At 64.4% G+C, this 20304-nt stretch carries 16 protein-coding genes; 6 read left to right on the top strand and 10 right to left on the bottom strand.

Annotated elements, in window-relative coordinates; all coding sequences use genetic code 11:
• Positions 1 to 25: 25 nt before the first annotated feature.
• The 5 genes from BLS42_RS10030 to BLS42_RS10050 are packed head-to-tail and all read right to left on the bottom strand — an operon-like array spanning position 26 to position 4531.
• On the bottom strand, positions 26 to 811 hold the full coding sequence (locus tag BLS42_RS10030) for a DeoR/GlpR family DNA-binding transcription regulator (RefSeq protein ID WP_090580279.1): 786 nt from the start codon (positions 809 to 811) through the stop codon (positions 26 to 28).
• A complete protein-coding gene (locus BLS42_RS10035; protein WP_090580282.1) occupies positions 808 to 1656 on the bottom strand; it encodes a class II fructose-bisphosphate aldolase in 849 nt (282 codons plus the stop codon). The genes BLS42_RS10030 and BLS42_RS10035 overlap by 4 nt, the downstream gene beginning before the upstream one ends.
• Positions 1653 to 2651, bottom strand: a complete 999-nt coding sequence (locus BLS42_RS10040) for a 1-phosphofructokinase family hexose kinase (protein ID WP_090580285.1) — start codon at positions 2649 to 2651, stop codon at positions 1653 to 1655. The genes BLS42_RS10035 and BLS42_RS10040 overlap by 4 nt, the downstream gene beginning before the upstream one ends.
• Positions 2648 to 3610, bottom strand: a complete 963-nt coding sequence (locus BLS42_RS10045; RefSeq protein WP_090580288.1) for an ROK family protein — start codon at positions 3608 to 3610, stop codon at positions 2648 to 2650. The genes BLS42_RS10040 and BLS42_RS10045 overlap by 4 nt, the downstream gene beginning before the upstream one ends.
• A 3-nt stretch (positions 3611 to 3613) precedes the next feature.
• Positions 3614 to 4531 carry an SIS domain-containing protein gene (locus tag BLS42_RS10050; RefSeq protein WP_090580291.1) on the bottom strand — a complete coding sequence of 306 codons (918 nt, stop codon included), beginning with the start codon at positions 4529 to 4531 and terminating at the stop codon, positions 3614 to 3616.
• A 441-nt stretch (positions 4532 to 4972) separates the two neighbouring features.
• On the opposite strand from BLS42_RS10050, the gene BLS42_RS10055 reads away from it, so the two are divergent.
• The 5 genes from BLS42_RS10055 (at position 4973) to nagA (ending at position 10288) form a co-directional block, all read left to right on the top strand.
• The gene (locus BLS42_RS10055; protein WP_090580296.1) at positions 4973 to 6214 is read left to right on the top strand and encodes an extracellular solute-binding protein; all 1242 of its coding nucleotides are present in this window, start codon (positions 4973 to 4975) and stop codon (positions 6212 to 6214) included.
• A gap of 88 nt (positions 6215 to 6302) precedes the next feature.
• Entirely contained in the window at positions 6303 to 7262 is a 960-nt protein-coding gene (locus BLS42_RS10060) for a carbohydrate ABC transporter permease (protein WP_090580299.1), read from the top strand.
• Positions 7262 to 8188, top strand: coding sequence for a carbohydrate ABC transporter permease (locus tag BLS42_RS10065; protein WP_256336378.1), 927 nt, complete (start codon positions 7262 to 7264; stop codon positions 8186 to 8188). Before BLS42_RS10060 ends, BLS42_RS10065 begins: the two co-directional genes overlap by 1 nt.
• 79 nt (positions 8189 to 8267) lie before the next feature.
• Positions 8268 to 8990 carry a glucosamine-6-phosphate deaminase gene (locus tag BLS42_RS10070; protein WP_090580300.1) on the top strand — a complete coding sequence of 241 codons (723 nt, stop codon included), beginning with the start codon at positions 8268 to 8270 and terminating at the stop codon, positions 8988 to 8990.
• Positions 8991 to 9055: 65 nt separating this feature from the next.
• A complete protein-coding gene (gene nagA / locus BLS42_RS10075; protein WP_090580303.1) occupies positions 9056 to 10288 on the top strand; it encodes an N-acetylglucosamine-6-phosphate deacetylase in 1233 nt (410 codons plus the stop codon).
• On the opposite strand, the gene BLS42_RS10080 is transcribed toward nagA, so the two are convergent.
• The 5 genes from BLS42_RS10080 to BLS42_RS10100 form a co-directional block, all read right to left on the bottom strand.
• The gene (locus BLS42_RS10080; protein ID WP_090580305.1) at positions 10229 to 11410 is read right to left on the bottom strand and encodes a Gfo/Idh/MocA family protein; all 1182 of its coding nucleotides are present in this window, start codon (positions 11408 to 11410) and stop codon (positions 10229 to 10231) included. The genes nagA and BLS42_RS10080 overlap by 60 nt on opposite strands.
• A gap of 68 nt (positions 11411 to 11478) precedes the next feature.
• Positions 11479 to 12327, bottom strand: a complete 849-nt coding sequence (locus tag BLS42_RS10085; RefSeq protein WP_090580308.1) for a carbohydrate ABC transporter permease — start codon at positions 12325 to 12327, stop codon at positions 11479 to 11481.
• Positions 12320 to 13276 (bottom strand): carbohydrate ABC transporter permease, encoded by a 957-nt coding sequence (locus BLS42_RS10090; protein WP_090580311.1) that lies wholly within the window; start codon positions 13274 to 13276, stop codon positions 12320 to 12322. Before BLS42_RS10090 ends, BLS42_RS10085 begins: the two co-directional genes overlap by 8 nt.
• The gene (locus BLS42_RS10095; RefSeq protein ID WP_176803338.1) at positions 13273 to 14589 is read right to left on the bottom strand and encodes an ABC transporter substrate-binding protein; all 1317 of its coding nucleotides are present in this window, start codon (positions 14587 to 14589) and stop codon (positions 13273 to 13275) included. Before BLS42_RS10095 ends, BLS42_RS10090 begins: the two co-directional genes overlap by 4 nt.
• 240 nt (positions 14590 to 14829) lie before the next feature.
• Positions 14830 to 15834, bottom strand: coding sequence for a LacI family DNA-binding transcriptional regulator (locus BLS42_RS10100; RefSeq protein WP_090580318.1), 1005 nt, complete (start codon positions 15832 to 15834; stop codon positions 14830 to 14832).
• A gap of 605 nt (positions 15835 to 16439) precedes the next feature.
• Here BLS42_RS10100 and BLS42_RS10110 point away from each other — a divergent pair.
• Complete coding sequence (locus tag BLS42_RS10110) at positions 16440 to 20297, top strand: NPCBM/NEW2 domain-containing protein (RefSeq protein WP_090580324.1); 3858 nt, start codon at positions 16440 to 16442, stop codon at positions 20295 to 20297.
• Positions 20298 to 20304 lie beyond the last annotated feature (7 nt).

Consider the following 20304-nt stretch of genomic DNA (forward strand, 5'->3'; position numbering starts at 1 on the left):
AGGCGGCCGCTCTTCCCTGGGTTTGTCAGCGGGCGATGATGACTTTGACGCCGCTGGATTCGAAGGCGGCCTGGTCGGCGGGGGTGATGCCGGCATCGGTGATGAGGTTGCGGAAGTCGAATCCGCTCATGGTGGCGAAGGTTCTCTGGCCGATTTTGGACGAGTCCGCGACCATGTATGCCTCGGACGCGCGCCGGGCCATAAGTGAGTTGACGGTGGCTTCGCCTTCGTCGTTCACCGTCGGCCCTAGTACAGGGTCCACGCCGTTGACGCCGATGAAGGCGAGGTCCAGGGCCACCTTCTGCAGGGTCGCATCCGCGAAGGGTCCCACCAGTTCGTAAGAGCGGGCGTTCACGATTCCGCCGGTCACCATGATTTTGATGTTGGGACGCACAGCGAGCTGGGCGGCGATGTTGATCGCGTTGGTCACCACAGTCAGGGCCGGCCGGTTCGATGGCACGTTCAGGTCCGCTCTCGTCGAGAGGACCTGTGCGATAGCGGTGCTGGTTGTGCCGCCGGTGAGGCCGACGACGGCGCCGCGGGGAATGAGGCTGCTGGCTGCTTGGGCAATGAGCTGTTTCTGCTGAGAATGGTCATCGCGGTTGTAGCGGCCGGGTAGATCGTAGGCCACGGAGCCCTTGACCGCCCCGCCTCGTGTGCGGGACAGCAGCCTTTGGGATGCCAGGCTGTCCAGATCACGCCGGGCCGTGGCAGGTGACACGGCTAGCTTTTCAATGATTTCGTCCACTTCGACCTGTCCGCTTTCGGCCAGCAGGTTCAGGATGGCGTTCAGGCGTTCGGTGCGGTTCATGAGTCTTTCTCCAGAGTGGTGAAGAGGGTCAGCAGTCTGGCGGCCTCGGGCACGAGCGCGTCATGGCCTGCCCGGAAGTACCTGCGTGAGTCGACCAGGGCCGGATCGGTGTCGAGGCAGCGGCGCACGGCGCGGGTGAAGAATCCGTTCAGGTGGGTGGAGACGTTGATCTTGGTCATTCCGGCGGCGATCGCGGCTGCGATGTCATTGTCGGCGACACCCGAGGACCCGTGCAGCACCAGCGGGACATCCAGCCTCCGGTGCAGGCGGTCGATCAGTTGCAGGTCGAGCATGGCGCTGCGTTGGGTCATCGCATGGGAGGATCCGACGGCGACGGCGAGTGCGTCTACTCCGGTTGCGGCCACGAAGTCGGCGGCTTCCGTCGGGTCGGTGCGCACGCCGGGGGCGTGGGCACCGTCCTTGCCGCCGACCTTGCCCAGTTCCGCTTCCACGTATACGCCCATGGCATGAGCATATTCGGTGACGCGCGCCGTTGCCGCGACGTTGGCCTCGTAATCGAGGTGGGCCCCGTCATACATGACGGATCCGAAGCCCAGATCCACGGCCTGCATTGCCAGTTGCTCATCTTCGGCGTGGTCGAGGTGAAGGGCGACGGGCACGCTCGCCCTTCGTGCCAGCGCCAGCGATGCGAGAGCCAGCGGCTCGAGTCCGCCATGATATTTTGCACAGTTTTCGGAGATCTGCAGTATCAGTGGCAGACCGGCCCTCTCTGCGCCTGCGATCAGGCCTTCAACTGTCTCCAGGTGTATGACGTTGAAGGCTCCCTGTCCGATGCCGCGGGCAACAGCGTTGCCCATGAGTTCCGCAGTGGGTGTCAGAGTCATGACCGGTGCCCCTCCCTTGTGACGATGAGTTGCCGTGCCAGTTCGGTATGGCGCGGTGAAATTTCGCCGGCGGCCGTCATGAGCACGGCGGCTGCCGACCAGGCGGTGGCCGCACGAAGGATGGCCTCGGGGTGGCTCTCGCCCGCGGCAAGGGCCACCGCGGCGGCGGCGACGGCCGCATCGCCGGCACCTGTGGCGTTGCCGGTCAGAGGCTGAGGCAGCCGGGCTCTCCAATGAATGTCCGGGGCTTCGGCCGTGAAGGCATACATGCCCTCGGCGCCAGCGCTCACGAGAACCGTCCGGGCGCCCAGGTCCAGGAGTTGGCGCGCCGCCCGGTGCAGGTCGCTCTCCCCTGTGGCTTCCATCAGTTCCTGGTGGTTGGGCTTTAGGAGGTCTGCTCCCGCGCGTGCGGCGTCCAGGATTCCCCTGCCGGAGGTGTCAATGACCGCGGGAGTTCCGTGCCTGTGGGCGAGCCTGACCAGTTCCGGATAGAAGTCTTCGGGGGCGTGCGCGGGGAGACTTCCCGACCCGACCAGTACCGCGCAGCGCGGTGCAGTGCGGTCCGGGCTCCCGTCGTCGGTCTCGGCGAGGGTCTCGGCGACGGCGGCGGCCAGCGACTGCCACTCGGAAGCCAGCAGGGGGTGTCCGTGTTCGTTGAATATGCTGGTCATGTCCTGGGCGGTGTCCACGAACGCGATACTTCGACGGGTGTTTGCGGTGACCGGGATGAGCCTGTGGGGCACTCCGCTGGCCTCGAGCTCCGTGCGGAAGACCGTTGCCGAAGCTCCGCCCGCCGGCGCCACGGCCAGGACGCGGTGGCCCATCTGGTGCGCAACGCGTGCGACATTCAGTCCTTTGCCTCCGGCCCGTTCCAGGGGTGGGGAGACGCGGTGGGTCTGGCCAAGGCGGAGGCCGTTGACGTGGTAGGTCACGTCCACGGCGGGGTTGGGTGTGACGGTGACGATGAGCGCTTGGTGTGCTGACGGGGAGTTCATGAGGCCTCGCTGTCCGATCTGATGGTGTCCAGGAGGTCACGGGCTTTGAGCGCGGAGCCGATCAGTCCGGCGTTTTGGCCCAGCTCGGCGGGAACGATCAGGGGGCGCCGGTGTATGGTCAGGAGATCGTCCACGCGGGTCCGCAGGGGAACCAGCAGCGAGTCGCCGGCCTGGGACAGACCGCCCCCGATGACGATCGTCTGGGACCCCAGGATCGAAATGCAGTGGGCGATGCTGAGTGCAAGCGCGTCGATGGCCTCATCCCAGGCCCGGATAGCGTCTTGGTCTCCGTCTGAGGCGAGGGCCAGGACCTGTTGCGCGCCGTCCACGCTGCGGCCGGTGGCGGCGGCGTAGCGGACGGCTATGGCTCCGGCCGAGCCGACGGCTTCGAGGATGGTCGTTGATCCGGGATGATCGGGGTCCGGTACTGGGGCGTGACCCAGCTCGCCGGCGTATCCGCCGCCGGTCAGGCGCCTGCCGTCGCTGAATACCGCCCCTGCGATGCCGGTTCCGATGACGATGACGACCGCGTCGGCCGTACCTTTGGCAGCCCCGTACCGGAACTCGGCTTCCCCCGCAGCCGCGACGTCATGCCCAAAGGCAACAGGGAGTCCGAGTTCGGCCCGTGCGCGCGCGGCAAAGGGGAAGTCCTTCCATCCCAGGTTCGCTGAGAGGATGCCTGTGCCCGTGGCTTCATCGACGAGGCCGGGGACGATGAGCCCGGCAGCGCTACAGGGATAGTCCGTGTACCGGTCCCGGAAGTCCGCCGCGAGTTCTGCCATCTGGAGAATCACCGCTTCTCCCGTGCCTTCAGGGTGACGGGGGGTGGCCAGCCGCTGCAGGCCGATGATCCGCCCGGAGGGCAGGACAATGCCTGCCTTCATGTCCGTTCCGCCGACGTCGAACGCCAGCACCGCCGGCACGGTGTCGGTGCCGAAGCGTCCGCCGTCATCATTCATTGCTCAGGCGTCCAGAATGACGGATCGGCTCAGGTTCCGCGGCTGATCGGGATCCAGTCCACGGGATCGGGCACGTTCCAGGGCAACTTTCTGGGCGCGCACCAGCTCGGCGAGCGGTGCAGTGCCGCGGTGGATATACAGCCCCCCGGTGCTTGCCATGTCCGCGGCCAGTCCCTGCGGTTCCCCACCGAAGAGCCAGGTGACACGGTTGGGGGCCGCAATGGAAATGGGCCCGTGCCGGTATTCCATGGCGGGGTACGATTCGGTCCAGGACTGGGAGGCTTCGCGCATCTTCAGGGCCGCCTCGTGGGCCAGACCGACTGTCCAGCCGCGCCCCAGGAAGGTGAACTGTTCAGCGTCGATAAGCTCCCGGGCCACCGGCTCCGTCACGGCGGCGCCAGCATCGGTGATCGCCGAATCCACCGAGTAACCCAGCGCGGTCTGCAGGTAAACCAGCGCCGTGGTGGCGAACCGGGTCTGGACGACGGACGTTTCATCAGCGTACGGCAGGCCGATAACGGAGCCGGCGACTCCCGTGATGGGCGAGTCGGTGTCACCGACGAGTACCACCGTGGGGACGGTACTCTGCAGCCGGCCCAGGACTTCAAGGACCTCGGTGGTAGTCCCGGAGCGGGTGATGGCAACGACCGCGTCATAGCCGCGGTCGACAAAGGCCTCGGACGCCGCGAATGCGTCCGTCACCCCACGGCCTGCTGATTCCCTGAGGGCCGCATAGGACTGGGCCATGAACCACGACGTGCCGCACCCGAGGACCGCGATTTTCTGCCCGTCGGCGGGCAGCAGGCTCCGGGCTTCGGCCCGGGCCTGCTCGGAAGCCCTCGCCCAGACCTCGGGCTGGGAAGACAGTTCGGTTTCCATGTGGGCGCCAGGCAGGGAACGGACGGTATGCGGCACAGTCATGGGACAGGCTCCTTCTGGAGAGGGATCAGATATCAGACCATCAGGGACCGTGAAGGCGCGCAACAGGCGGCGACGTTTCAAAATCACCCGACTGAATGATTATTACTGATTGTTTGGCGCATGTAAACATCATCAACACGCGAATGAGGTCCTTGGACTCCAGCCCGTAAGGGAAATGACCGAATAGCGAACCCCGCCGGGCGGCGTGTTGGTCCCGGCGTCCATCAGACGTGACGGCTTCCGCAGCAGTAGCAGCACAAAGGGGTTGACCTGAGAGCTGCATCACGGGAGAATCAACGAGCGTCATGATTACAAGTGATTGTTTTATTGATGCTTACATCATAAATCGTCAAAAACTCGTTCTTCTCACGCTTGCGTAGGCTTTCGTGCTTCAGGCCCGCGGCGGAGGCGGATGACGTCCCTTGAAAGTAAAGGAAGACTATGAAGAAGTCCTTGCACACCGGCGCACTCGCCTCGATCGCGGCAGCGAGCATGCTGCTCTCCGCCTGCGGGTTCGGTGGATCTGGCGGCACCGCCGGCACCGCCGAAAACACCATCAACCTTCTGGTCCCGAGCTATTCCGACGGCACCAAGGGCCGCTGGGAAAGCATCATCAAGGACTTCGAGGCCGGCAACCCGGGCATCAAGGTGAACCTTGAAGTCCAGTCCTGGGACAATATCAACGATGTCGTGAAAACCAAGATCCAGGGAAATCAGGCCCCGGACATCCTCAACATTGATTCTTTCGCGGGCTTCGCCAAGGACCAGCTGCTGTACCCGGCGAAGGACGTTCTCTCGGACTCCACGGCGAAGGACTTCCAGGACACGTTCGTGAAAAACGCCTCCGTATCCGGCACCCAGTACGGCATGCCGCTCATCGCCTCCGCTCGGGCTCTCTTCTACAACAAGGACCTCTTCGAGAAAGCCGGAATCTCCGCTCCCCCGAAGACCTGGGATGAGCTGGAAGCGGATGCCCAGAAGATCACCGCGGCCGGCGTTCCCGGATACGGACTCCCGCTCGGTTCCGAGGAGGCTCAGGGCGAAACCGGCCTCTGGTTCTATGGTGCGGGCGGCGGCTACGGCGATGCCGAGAAGATCAGCGTGGACACTCCGCAGAACCTCGAAGGCGCCAATTTCATGAAGAAACTGGTGGACGGCAAAGTCACGCAGGCCGACGCCGGCGCCACCAACCGCACTCCGCTGATCAACGTCTTCATCCAGGGCCAGCTGGGCATGATCGAGGCCCTGCCACCGACCGTGGGCCAGATCAAGGACAAGAACCCGGCACTGAAATACGGTGTCGCCCCGATCCCCACCAAAGACGGATCGCCTTTCACCCTCGGCGTCGCTGACCACCTGATGGCCTTCAAGAACGACGGCAAAAAGCAGGACGCGATCAGGAAGTTCCTGGACAATTTCTACTCGACCGGCGTTTACACCGAGTGGGTCTCAGCGGAAGGGTTCCTGCCCACCACCAAGTCAGGCTCCGAAAAACTCTCATCCAACCCGGATACGAAACTGTTCCTTGACCTCCTGCCCAACGCCAGGTTCTACCCGTCCACCAACAAGGCCTGGACCGCAACGCAGGGCGCGGTGAAGTCGCTGATAGGCCAGATCGCGCAGGGAACAGACCCGGCATCAGTGCTGAAGGACATCCAGACCAAGGCCGACGCCGCTTCCTAGGCCCCAGGGATGGCCGGTGATTGACGGAAATGTCACCCGCCGGCCATCCCCTGACAGATCCACCCTCTGAAACCCCGGAGAATCTCCCATGAGCACAACAGTCGCCAAGGGCGATACCCAAGACACCCCCGCGGCCAGGCCGGTTGCGCCCCGGCGTCCCAAGACCGGCCGTGGCCGGGACAGCATCTGGAAGGCGCTGCCCTGGATCGCCCCCTGCCTGGTGCTGGTTGTCGGCATCGTCCTGTTCCCCGCCGGCTACATGATCTACAACGCGTTCCGCTCGATCAGCAGTTACGGGACGGACACCGGCTCCGCGGGGCTGACGAATTTTACGCTGGTCTTTGCCGACCCGGCCCTGCCCCGCGTCCTGGCCAACACCGTGGTGTGGGTTGCTGCCGTCGTCATCATCACAGTGGTGCTGTCCCTGGCGCTGGCACAGTTCCTCAACAAGCCCTTCCCCGGGCGGACCCTGGTCCGGATGGCTGTGATTGTGCCCTGGGCGGCCAGCGTGGTCATGACCACTACCGTCTTCGTTTACGGCCTGGACCCCTTCTACGGCATCATCAACAAATTCATGGTGGACCTGCACCTGATCGATGCCCCCTTCGGTTTCACCAAGAGCATGCCCTCCGCGTTCATTGTCGCCATCCTGACCGCAGTCTTTGTCTCCATGCCATTCACCTCCTACACGATCCTCGCCGGCCTGCAGGGCGTACCCGGAGAGGTACTTGAGGCCGCAAAAATGGACGGCGCCAGCCCTGCCCGCACGTATTTCAGTGTGATCCTGCCTCAGCTTCGCGACAGCCTCGCCGTGGCAGTGCTGATCAATATCATCAACGTCTTCAATAACCTCGCGATCCTGAAAATCATCACCGGCTCCCTTCCCGGATACGACGCCGACACCCTCATCACACGCATGTTCAAGTGGATCCAGGTCGACCAGCGGGTGGATGTTGCCAGCGCCATGAGCGTTGTCAACTTCGCCATTGTCCTGGTGATCGTGGCCGCCTACATAAAAATCGTCAAACCCATGAAGGAAGTGGACTAGTGGCACATTCGACGCTCTCGCCGGTGGCCGAGACAACACCGGCCGGTCCCGCCGTCGTCAGCACCGCACGGCGCAAGACGCGCTACGGCAGCGACCAGGCCAGCGGCCCTCGCGTCGCCCTGCGCATGGCGGCGGGCCTGATCATCGCGCTGATCTTCATTTCCCCCTACGTGATCATGGCCATCGGGTCGCTGAAGAGCCGCCCGGAGATCCTTGGCGTCCCCCCGAAATACCTCCCGGCCACGCCCCGCTTCGACAACTACGCCACCATGTGGTCAACGCCGGAGACGCCACTGCCGCAAAACCTGATCTCAACCATCATCATCGCCTCCTGCGCCACCATCCTGGTCCTGCTGGTCGCCACCCCCGCCGCATACTACACGGCCAGGTTCAAGTTCCCCGGAAAAATGGTCTTCATGTTCCTGGTGATCGTGACGCAGATGCTGCAGCCGGCGGTACTGACTGCGGGCCTGTTCCGGGAGATGCTCGCCCTGAACATTATCGACACATGGCTCGCCATGATCCTGGTCAACGCCGCCTTCAACCTCTCTTTCGCGGTGTGGATCATGCACAGCTTCTTCGCCGGCGTGCCCAAGGAAGTCGATGAGGCGGCCCAGATTGACGGGGCCGGAAGATTCAGTGTCCTGTTCAAAATCAACCTCCCCCTGGTCTGGCCGGGCATCGTCACCGCCATCATCTTCACCTTCGTCTCCTGCTGGAACGAGTTCGCGGCCAGCCTCGTGATCCTGCAGACCGCAGGAAACCAGCCGCTCTCCGTCGCGCTGACCAAATTCGTCGGCCAGTATGACTCCGCATGGCAGTACGTCTTCGGTGTCTCCATCGTCGCCGTCGTACCGGTGGTGATCCTCTTCATGCTGATCGAAAAGCGATTGATCGGCGGACTGACCGCCGGCAGCGTGAAGTGAACCACGGCTGAATGCCGCCACATTCCAAGCCATCCGGCGCCGGGAAACCCGGTTGCACGACAGGAACAACGAAACCCACGTGAAAATCATCCAAACTGGCACCTCCGCCCAAGCCGGTATCCGCGGCGCCCGGATCGTGGCCGCCCTGATAAGGGAGAAACCGGATGCGGTCCTGGGGCTGGCCACCGGCTCATCACCACTGCCCCTGTACGAGGCACTCGGCGGGGAGCCTCTCGATCTGAGTGAAATGCGCGGATTCTCCCTCGACGAGTACCTCGGACTGGGCTCCACACACAAACACAGCTACGCCCAGGTCATCCGCCGCGAAGTCATCCACCGGCTGGGTCTGACCCCCGCCCGCATCCACAGCCCGGACGGACAGACCGCGGATGCCGCTCTCGAGGCTTCAGAATTTGAAGCCCGCATCCGCGCTGCCGGGGGCGTCGATATCCAGATCCTCGGCATCGGTTCCAACGGACATCTGGCCTTCAACGAGCCCCCGTCCGCATTCACTTCCCGGACCCGAGTGGTTGAACTGGCCGACAGCACCCGAACAGACAACGCCCGGTTCTTCGACTCGCTGGAGGACGTTCCCACCCACGCCATCACCCAAGGCCTGGGCACGATCTCCGAAGCCCGGCACCTGCTGCTGATCGCCCACGGCCACCGCAAAGCCGAGGCCGCCGCGCTGGCCATCGAAGGGCCCGTCACCGAGCAGTTCCCGGCATCCATGATCCAACTCCACCCGAAGGTCACCGTCATCCTCGACGAGGCCGCCGCAAGTAGACTGCAACGCGTCTGACAAGCCGTAGCCATCTCTCACAGTCTCCCGTCCGCACCCGGGCTCACGAACGAAAGCATCCCGTCATGATCATCGAAGCAGCACGCATATTCAGTGCCGGCCAGTGGATGGAACCGGGGTGGATCGAAATATCCGGGACACTCATCCAAGCCATCGGCCGGGGGGAACCGCCGAGCGAACCCGACATCCGCCTGGACGCGGCCCTCGTTCCGGGATTCATCGACGCCCACGTGCACGGCGGGGGAGGGTACAGCTTCAACGACGCCGACCCGGCCGCTGCACGCCGGATCGCTGAAATCCACCTGCGCCACGGAACAACCTCGATCATGGCAAGCCTGGTCACAGCACCGTTGGAACAGCTCGAAGAACGCGTCCGGACCCTCGCACCAAAAGTCCGAGGCGGCATGCTGGCCGGAATCCATCTCGAAGGCCCCTGGCTCAGCCCGTCACACAAAGGGGCGCACGCGGCGGACCTCCTGCGCGCCCCGGACCCGCGCGAAATCAAGCAGCTCCTGCAGGCGGGCGCCGGAACCGTACGCATGGTGACCCTCGCTCCCGAGCTGGAAGGGGGCCTCGAAGCCCTGCGCCAGATAGTGGACCGCGGAGCTGTCGTTGCCATCGGACACACGGACGCCACCTACGAGCAGACCCGGGAAGCCATCCGTGCAGGAGCCACCGCGGGAACCCATATCTTCAACGGCATGCGGCCCATCCACCACCGGCAACCCGGACCGGCCACAGCGTTGCTGGAAGACCAGGAAACGTTCGTCGAACTGATAGCCGACGGCGTCCACCTCCACCCCGCGATGATCCGCACAATCTTCAACGGCCCGGCGAATCCAGTTCTCGTGACCGACGCCATGGCGGCCGCTGCAGCCCCCGAAGGCAACTACAAGCTCGGCGGCCTGGATGTGTACGTCCACGACGGACAAGCCCGCCTTGCGAGCAACGGCAGCATCGCCGGCAGCACGCTCACCCTGGACGCCGCGCTCCGGTACGCGGTGCAGACGGCCGGAGTGCCCCTCATCGACGCACTAACAGCACTCACCCAGCATCCCGCCGCCATGCTGGGGCTCACTGAAGTGGGCGTGCTGGAACCCGGGAAACGCGCCGACGTCCTCGTACTGGACTCCAACCTCACCGTCCGAGCGGTCATGCGCGCCGGACGGTGGGTCTCCCAACCATCACCGGGCGGCTCATCGGAGCCGCAGGATTCATACGGCGCAACGCGGCAGTCCCTACCGGATGACGCGGGCGGGCTGGCCGGCTTTGAAGTACTCCAGCCAGGCCTCCGGTAGGGCCGGGACCTCGACCGATCCGCCGTCGCCGCGCAGTGACTGGGTGGCCAGCACGCCGGCGGCCACGGACTCGCGGGCGGCAATGGGGGAAGTCGCGGTCTCCCCACCCTCGCGGGCAAAACGCAGGAACTCCGCGATCAGCAGCGGATCGGCGCCGCCGTGGCCGCCGTCGCCGTCCTTGATTTCGATGTCCTGGTCCGGCTGGGCAAAGCCGTGCGAGGTCCGCGTGGTCCAGACCTTGATGGAATCGCCCGGTCCGTCGCCGAAGTTCTCGATCCGCCCCTTGGTGCCGATGACGGTGTAGTTGCGCCAGTAGTCGGGCGTGAAGTGGCACTGCTGATAGGAGGCCAGCACGCCGTTGTCCAGCACCATCTGCATCATGGAAATGTCCTCGACGTCGATGACCTCCGCCAGGTCCGTCTGCTGCGTGGGCGGCCAGTTGTCCAGGGAGAACCAGTCCATCATCCGGCGGTTCGTGTTGTCCCGGCGGCTGGGGACGTCCCCGTACACGGCCAGGTCGCCGATGGCGGAGACGCGGCGGGTGTAGCCGCCGGCCAGCCAGTGAATCACGTCGATGTCGTGGGCGCCCTTTTGCAGCAGCAGCGAGGTGGTGTTGGCTCGCTGGGAGTGCCAGTCCTTGAAGTAGTAGTCCCCGCCGTTGCCCACGAAATGGCGGCACCAGACCGCCTTGACCTCGCCAATGGTGCCGGCCTGGATGAGCTCGCGCATCTGGACGACGACGGGCATGTGGCGCATGTTGTGCCCCACGTACAGCCGGGTGCCTGTCTCGAAGGCGGTGCTCAGGATCTTGTCCGCCGCCTCCAGCGTCACGTCGAGGGGCTTTTCGCAGAACGTGGGGATGCCCGCGCGCAGCGTCTGCACCGCCACGAGGGCGTGCTTGTTGTCCGGGGTCAGCACCAGGACGGCGTCCAGGTCCGCGGCCAGCAGCTCGTCCAGGGAGTCGGTCACCACCGCGCCGGGGATCCTCTCACCCGCATCCGCCCGGCCACGGGCGCTGGTGTCGCACACAATCACGATGGCGGAACCCTCACCGGGGCGGTGGGCGTGTTCCCACAGGCCGGCACGCATGCCAAACCCGACGATTCCAACTTTGAGATCCATGAAAAAACTTTCTGGGGTAAATGAGGCTTGTGGAGCAGCGTGTCGGGCCCGGGGCCGGGCGGTGCGGCCTATTTCAGGCCGGACCGCCCGATCCCGGCCATGACCTTCTTCTGCATGGCAATGAACAGGATCAGGATGGGGGCCATCGCCATCAGCGATGCGGCCATCAGGATCGGGTAGTTGTTGGCGTGCTCCCCCTGCAGGTTCGCCAGGCCAACGCTGAGCGGAGCGGCGTCTTGCGTGGAGGCAATGACCAACGGCCAGAGCAGATCGTTCCAGGACCAGAGGACCGTGATGATGGCCAGGGCCCACAGGCCATTGGCCGCCAGCGGCATCATGATCTTGGAGAAGATCTGGAACGGATTGGCCCCGTCCAGGCGTGCGGCGTCTTCGAGCTCATCCGGCAGCCCCATGAAGAACTGGCGCATCAGGAACACACCGAAGGCGCTGAAGAGGCCGGGGGCCACGATTCCGGCGATGGTGTTCAGCCAACCGAGGTTCTGCACAATCTGGAACTGCGGAATCAGGAACAGCTGCCCGGGCACCATCAGGATGGACAGGATCACAGCGAGGATCGCACCCCGACCGCGGAAACGCATGCGGGCAAAGGCGTATCCTGCCAGCGAGCACAGGATCACCTGGCCCACGACCCGCAGCATCGTGATCAGCACCGACACACGCAGCGAGGAACCGAAGTTCATGACGGTGAAGACATCGGCAAAGTTGTGCCACTGGACCTCGGACGGCCAGAAGGTGGGAGGAATGCTCTGAACTTCCGCGTTGGTGGAGATGGACATGATGACCTGGTAGATCAGCGGCGCGATCATCAAAAGACCACCGCCGCCGAGCACCACGTGGGCGATCGCGTTGCGCCCGCGCTTCACCCGGCGACCGGCTCGAATGGCTGAGTCAGACATAGTTGACCCACTTCCTCTGGACACGGAATTGAACGGCCGTCAGTGCGGCAATGATGAGCAGGATCAGGATGCCGACGGCGGCAGCGTAGCCCTTGTCGTTCTCCAGGAAGGCGTGGTTGTAGAAGATGTACACCAGGCTCTGCGTCTGCGGCATGGCCAGATTGGCCTTGCCCATCATCACGTAGAGTAAGTCGAACAGCTGGAAGCCGCTGATCACCGTCACCACCGAGACAAAGAAGATGCTCGGGGTCAGCAGCGGCACGGTGATGGAGAAGAACTGGCGCAGGCGTGATGCCCCGTCCATCTCGGCAGCCTCGTAGATCTCCTGCGGAATCTCGCGCAGGCCGGCACCGATGATGATCAGGTTGAAGCCAAGCGACATCCACAGGCCCACCGTGGCCACGGCCGCCAGGGCGAATCCCGGTGTCGAGGTCCAGTACGGACCCTCGATGCCTAACAGGCTCAGGAACCAGTTGATGGGTCCGAAGTCGCCGTTGAAGACCAACCGCCAGACAATGCCGACGGCGGCCGGCATGGTGATGTACGGGATGAAGTAGAGCGTTCGGTAGAAGCCGGCAAACTTCAGCCCGGGGCTTTCCATCAGCGCCGACAGCACGACGGCGATCGGAATGCCCATCAGGACGATCAGCGTGTAGATGATCGTGTTGAGCAGCGACTGCGGGATGGAGGAATCGCTGAACAACCGGACATAGTTGTCCAGGCCGATGAACTTCGCACCGCCGAACACGCCCCACTTCGTGAAGCTGTAGTAGAACGTCTGGATGATGGGCCACAGATAGAACACTGTGATGCCGAAAACGGTGGGCAGGATGAAAAGCCACGGCCACGCTCCGTCGCCCCTGGCCACCAGCCGGCGCCGCAGGGGCGCCGGCTTCTCCTCCGGGCCGGCCTCAGGGGCCGCTCTTAGCTCAGTTGTTGGATTGCTCATGCTTCTTGTGACAGCGCTTCGTTCATCTTGGTTGCCAGGTCCTTGGCAATGTCCGCCGCCGGCTTGGTGCCTGCGAACGCCTGCGGGAGCAGCTGGCCTTCCAGGCTGTTCCAGGCCCCGGTGTTCTTGGAAATCGGGTATGGCGATGCGGTCCGGGCGGCGTCCAGGAAGACCTGCAGGCCAGCACCCGGAACGGCGTCGACCCAGGCCTGCTGGGTGTCGTTGAAGGCGGGGATCACGGTGGCGGTCTCGGCCTGGACCTCGGCGGCGACTTTGGTGCCCAGGAAGGCGACAAAGGCGCGGGCGGCATCGGGGTTCTTGGCGTTGGCCGGGATCACGTTGGCCAGACCGTGGATGACACCCTGGTTGCTGGTGGGTCCCTTGGGCAGCGCTACAACTCCCATGTCGTCACCCAGGGCCGCGTGGGTGGGGCCCACGATGTAGGAGGCGTCCATGAGCAGGGCCAGCTTCCGCGAGGTGAACATGTCGGTGGCGAGGGTGTCCGTCAGCTGCTGCATGTTCGGGGAGACACCGGAGTCGATGATGTCGCGCCAGAACTGCAGGCCCGCGATGGAACCGGCCTCGTCGAAGCCGCTCTTCTTGCCGTCGGCGGAGATGATCGATCCACCGGCACCCAGAATGGTGTTGTAGTAGCTGGTCTGGCCGCCGGTCAGATCGCCGGAGAAGCCGTAGACGCCCTTGCCGGCGTAGAACTTGGAGATCTTGTCGCCGCTCGTCTTCAGGTCATCCCAGGTCCACGCCGCCGTGGGCTCGGTCACGCCGGCCTCCCGGAGCAGGGCCTTGTTGTAGAACAGGGCGATGGTGTCAAAGTCCTTCGGGACACCGTAGAGCTTGCCACCCACGGTGTACAGGTCCACCAAGGCCTTGGGGTAGTTGGACGTGTCCACGGCCTTGGCCTCGGCCAGTCCGTCCAGCGGGAGCAGCTGGTTGTTCTCGGCGTAGAGCTTGATCTTGGGCCCGTTCATCCAGAAGACGTCCGGCAGGGAGTCGCTGGAGGCCAGGGTCTGGATCTTGGTCCAGTAGGCCGAGCCCTTGGAGGGGGTCACGTCGATGTTGACCTTGATATTGGGGTACTGGACGTTGAACAGGTCAACGATCTTCTGCATGGCCGGCTTCTGCGCAGCGTCCCAGATGGCGTAGGTCAACGTGGCGCTGATGTCCTTGGCCGGGGCTGTGTAGGCGGCAGCGGCCGCGCCGCCGGTTGCTGCGCCACCGCTGCATGCTGCCAGCGTTGCCGTTGCGGCGCCCAGGGCAGCCAGTGAAAGTATCGAACGTCGAGTCAGGTGGGTCATGGGGAATCCTCCATGGAGTTTCTCGGGCCGCTGGGGGTGCCGGTGAAGCCAAGCGGCGCCCATTCAGCTGTTTGCGGTGAAGGAGATCACATCATGTTAATCGATTAAGTACAAGGTTGGGGCTGATCCTTCTTGAAAAATATTCCGTATTGACCCGTTCCTGTTCCGCGCCGCGGCGCGCGCAGCCAGGGCGCTTGGAAGGACCCGGCGATGCAGGGCAACGCGCCCGAAAAGCCGAGGTCAGGCGGATTGGCGCACAATCAGCTGCCAGGGAAACTCCAGCACGGTGGCCGGTGCTGCGGGGCTTGCCGCCCTCGTCACCAGGAACGCGGCGAGCCCATCAAAAAAGCCCAGCGGACCCACGGTGGTCAGCGACGGCGTCATGTTTTCACCCTCAGTCGTGTTGCCGATGCCCACCACCTCGACGTCCTCGGGGACGCGCAGCTGCAGCCGCTGGGCGGCGTGGATGGCCCCGATGGCGGCATAGTCCGTGGTGGCGTAGATGGCGGTGGGGCGCTCCGGATTCAGCAGCAGTGCGGTGGCCGCCTCCACTGCACTGAGCGAGTCCTTCCGGTAGGTCGCCACGTAGTCCGCCCGGAAGGGCAGCCCGGCGCGCTCCAGCCCTGCGGTGTAGGCATCGAATCGGATGGACCTCGTGGTGGGCGAATGCTCGCTCGAGGTCAGCGCGGCCACCCTGCTGTGCTTGGCGCACAGGTGGTCCACGGCCTGCTGGCAGGAATCGCCGGCCAGGGAACGGACGACGTCGAACCCGACCGGCTCCAGCGTTTCACTGAAAACCACCAGGCGTTGACGCTGCGCCGCCAGGGCCAGCAGCTCGGCGTCGCCCTCGCGGTCCGCAGCGTCAATGAACGTCACGTCCGCGTTTTGCCGCCTCAGGGCCACGCGCCAGTCAGTGTCTGCCAGGATCATTGGCGTAATGCCCTTCGCTGCGGCGGCCGATCCCACCGCCCGGCTCACATCCAGCGACCAGGGATCGGAAATCATGGTCAGGGAGAGCATCATCAGGTCGGTTTTGCCAGTGCGGATGGCCCGGGCCGCCTGGTTGGGCCGGTATCCCAGCGCCCGGGCGGCTTCCTGCACCCGCAGTGCCGTTGCAGCGGACACCCCAGGGCCGCCGGCGTTGCCGTTGCGGCCGGAGAGCACGTAGGACACCGTGGCCGTGGAGACACCCGCAGCCTGCGCGACGGACTTGATCGTGGGACGTCGAGGGACGCGTTCCGTCATGGGTCGGCTTTCCGTGGGGAGGGGCGGGTGCAACACCCGCATCATACCGTCGGTCCGCACCCGCTGCCGCCTGCGGAGTTGTCCAGGGAGAACCAGTCCCCCATCCGGCGGTTCGTGTTGTCCCCGCGTGCCGTCCGCATCCCGCCCGCGAGTCAGGTGGGTGCTGGCAAGGGCGGGGCATGTGCGGCGAAACTATCCTGATCCATTTCGATGAATCGATTCACCCTTCGCCGAGAAGCAGCGACGATTAGTGCACGTTTTACCATAAGTTAGATCACGAATCGTCACTCTTTGAGTGAGCCCTTCCCATGGCCGCATCCTCCCAGGGCTTCTCCGACGCTGCCCGAAACAGCGCCGGCAGAGCCCGGAGCAGCACAGCGAGAACCCTCACCGGGAAGGCCGCAATCCTCGGCCTGGCGTCACTCCTCCAAAACGACAACAACTGCGAGTCGGATGGGCGCTGGCAAGCGCCGGGCATGTGCGGCGAAACTATCCTGATCCATTTTTGTGAATCGCTTGACCTTTCGTCGAGAGGCAGTGACGATTAGTGCACGTTTCACTATGAGTTAGATCATGAATTGTCACTCTTCGAAAGTGAGCCCCACATGACAGCACCCTCCCAGGGCTTCTCCGGCGCTGCCCGAAACAGCGCCGGCAGAGCCCGGAACAGCACAACGAGAACACTCGCCAGGAAAGCCGCAACCCTCGGCCTGGCCTCGCTCCTCCTCGCTGGAACCATCCCCGCACTGGCGTTCACGGCTGCCAGCGCGGCGCCCGGCGACCCGGTCACCATCAAGACCGTCACGCCGGAAGTCCCCGTCGACTCCACCGGAGTACCCCTGGGCGCCGTCACCGGATTCACCCAGTCCGGCAACGTCGTCGACCTCCACGCGGAAAACGGCGCCATCCGCGTGACCTTCCTGGACGATGTCAACTTCCGCCTCGAAGCCGACCCGAGCGGCACGTTCACAGATCCGGCCAACACCGACCAAGGAGACCCGGCCCGGACGGCAAACATCGTGGTGGGCAAGGACAAGTTCCCCGGCACCACGCCAACAGTCACCGACGGCGACTGGCTCGTCCTCGCCACGGCCAAGGTCAGCCTCCAGATCAACAAGTCCACCACGCAGCTCCGCGTGCTCCGGGCTGACGGATCGCTGGTCTTCGCTGACTCGGCGCCCATCACGTTCGGCGAGAATTCGGCCACGCAGCACCTTGCGCAGCAGGATGGCGAGCAGTTCATCGGCGGCGGCATGCAGAACGGCCGTTCCGTCCACACCGGCGCCCTCATCAACATCGCCCGGAACTTCGACTGGGACGACGACGGCTACCCCAACGCCGTGCCGTACTACATGTCCTCCAAGGGCTACGGCGTCCTGAGGGACACCTTTGCCCGGGGTTCCTACAATTTCGGCGGGCAGCCCACTACCACGCACGAGGAAAAGCGCTTCGACGCCTACTACTTCGTTGGCGACTACAAGCAGTCCCTCAACGCCTATACGACGCTGACGGGCAAGCCCATCATGCCGCCGGTCTACGCCTTGGAATACGGCGACGCCGATTGCTACAACCGCTCCAACCCCGGCTATTCGTCGTCCGGCTTTGGCGATCCCGACGGCGCCAAGCAGCGCACCCCCGACGCCATCAAGACGGCGCGGAAGTTCGTTGAGAACGATATGCCCGCCGGCTGGATGCTCGTCAATGACGGCTACGGCTGCGAATACCAGCAGCTCCCGGCGACCGTCAGCAACATCGAAGACGAAACGGGCCTCAAGGTTGGCCTGTGGACGCAGCGTTCCCTCACCAACCAGGCTTACGAGGTTGGCGACGCTGGCGTCCGCCTGCGCAAGCTCGACGTCGCCTGGGTGGGCCAGGGCTACCGTCAAGCGCTCACCGGATGCCAGGCAGCCCACGACGGCATTGAACAGTATTCGAACGCCCGTGGCACCTCGCTGATGGTTGAAGGTTGGGCCGGCGCCCAGCGCTGCGGGATGCAGTGGACCGGCGACCATTCGGGAAACCTCGACGCCGTCCGCTGGCAGGTCTCGGCCCTCAGCGGAGCCGGAAACTCAGGTTTTGCCTTCAGTACCGGCGACGTCGACGGCATCTTCGGCGGATCGCCGGAGTCCTACGTGCGCGACCTGCAGTGGAAAGCCTTCGCACCGGCGCTCTACTCGATGTCCGGCTGGGCTGGGACGGACAAGCGTCCTTGGCTCTACGGTGACGAGGCCACGGCGATCAACCGCCAGTATCTGCAGCTCCGTCAACAGCTCATGCCCTTCATCTACACACTGGCCCAGGATTCCTCCGCCACGGGTGTATCCATGATGCGCTCCATGGCCGTCGAATTCCCGGATCAGCAATGGTCCTACGGCGCGGAGGCCAACAACCAGTTCATGCTTGGCTCCGATTTCCTGGTGGCCCCGGTCTTCACCCAGACGGACGTCCGCAACGGCATCTTCCTCCCGGCAGGCCAGCAATGGGTGGATTACTGGACGGGGAAGCTCTACCAGGGCGGCCAGATCCTGAACGGTTACAACGCGCCGCTGGACAAGCTGCCGGTGTTCGTCCGCGCCGGAGCCGTAATCCCGCAAGGCATCGTGGCCCGCAACGCCTCCTTGGTCCCGGAAGATTCCTTGATCACCTTGGACGTCTACGCGCAGGGCAAGAACAGCTTCACGCTCTACGAGGACGACAAAGTCACCCGCGAGTACAAGGACGGCAAGTCCTCCACCCAGCTCTTCGAAGTTGACGCTCCGGGCAAGGGCAACAGCAGCGTCAAGGTGACCATCAACGAGCGGAAGGGTGAGTACACCGGCAAAGCCGCAGCGCGTCCGTATCAGCTCAAGGTCCACGCCGGCGCCGCGCCCAAGGACGTCAAGATCGGAGGCACAAAGTTGGCCCAGCACAACACCAAGGCCGCCTACGATGCAGCAACAACCGGATGGTACTTCGATGAGGCCATCAACGGCAGCATCTTGGTGAAGACGGGATCCATTGCTTCCAACCAGTCGGCCACCGTGCAGCTTCAGCAAGCCGGTCCGCTGGGCGGCAAGAGCCAGGAAGACACGGCTGCTGAAGTGCGGGTCACCACGGGACAGCAGGTTTTCCAGGACCAGGAAACCACCGTCACGGCAGCATTCGTCAACACCGGAACCAAGGCCAAGACCAACGTAGTCCTGACGCCGGTCCTTCCGGAAGGCTGGACCGTCCGCAGCTCCTCCGGCACCACCGCGGCGAAGGTCGAGGGAGGCCAGACGGCCACCGCCACGTTCGTCGTCTCACCCGGCTCCAGCGCGAAGGCGGGCCAACAGACCGTGCGAGTCTCGGCGTCGTACGCTGGCTCCGACTCGAGCGAGCTGTCGGTGACTGGCGCGAGCCAGATCTACGTCGCCTACGGATCATTGGCTGCCGCTTACAACACCGTCTCGGTCACCACCGTGGCGGGCAAGGCGCTTGGAAACTTCGACGGCGGAGGGGCCACCTTCTCGGCCGAGCAGTTGGCTGCCGCTGCAATTCCGGCAGGCGGTGTCCGGCCCGGCAGCACGGTGACGGTCGACGCCGGCACGCCGAAGCAGGTGGACTACACTTGGCCGGCCGGGGGGCCCGATGTTCCGAACTCGGTAGCACTCTCCGCGCAGACGATCGCCGTCAAGGGCCAGGGAACGCACTTGGCCGTCCTTGGATCGGCCGCTGTGGGCAACGGAACCAGCCCAACGCTGACACTCAGCTACGCCGACGGAACCTCGGAGAAGCAGTCCATCTTCTTCCCCAACTGGCTGCAGCCGCCGGTGCTGAACGGTGCGGTTGTGGCGGTGTCTGAACAGGGCCGCAACAACGCCAACGGCCCGTCCCCCGAGTACACGCAGTACAAGTACCAAGCGTTCTCCAACACGGTGCGGCTCAACCCCACCAAGGAACTCGCCTCGGTCACGTTGCCGACTGATACCCGGGTGAAGTTCTTCGACTGGAAGGTGACCTCGCAGGCGCTTCCGGACGTACCGCACGGCACGGTCTACGCGTCCGAGACTCCGTGGGTCCAAGCTCTAAACGGCCACGGCGTGATCGGCAAGAACGTGGCCAACAAGGACGCCGCCTCCTCACCGGACAGGCCGTTGGCCATCAACTACACCGATCCGGCCACGGGGCAGCAGCCCACGTTTGCCAAGGGCCTGGGCGTTCACGCGGCGTCCAAGATCACGTATTACCTGGGCGGCAAGTGCAGCTCGTTCACCTCCCAAGTGGGCCTTGAGAGCGGCTTCGGCGGCAACATCATCTTCAAGGTCAATGCCGACGGCGTGAACAAATACCAGTCCCGCACGTACACCCCCGGCTTCGCGCCCGAGGCGGTGTCCGTGGATCTGACGGGTGCGGCATACGTCGAGCTGGTGGTGGATCCGTCCGGTTCCATCAACGGCGCACACGGCGTCTGGGGTGATGCCAAGTTCACGTGCGCACCGTAGCCTGAGC

Source organism: Arthrobacter sp. ov407 (assembly GCF_900102895.1).
Taxonomy (GTDB): domain Bacteria; phylum Actinomycetota; class Actinomycetes; order Actinomycetales; family Micrococcaceae; genus Arthrobacter.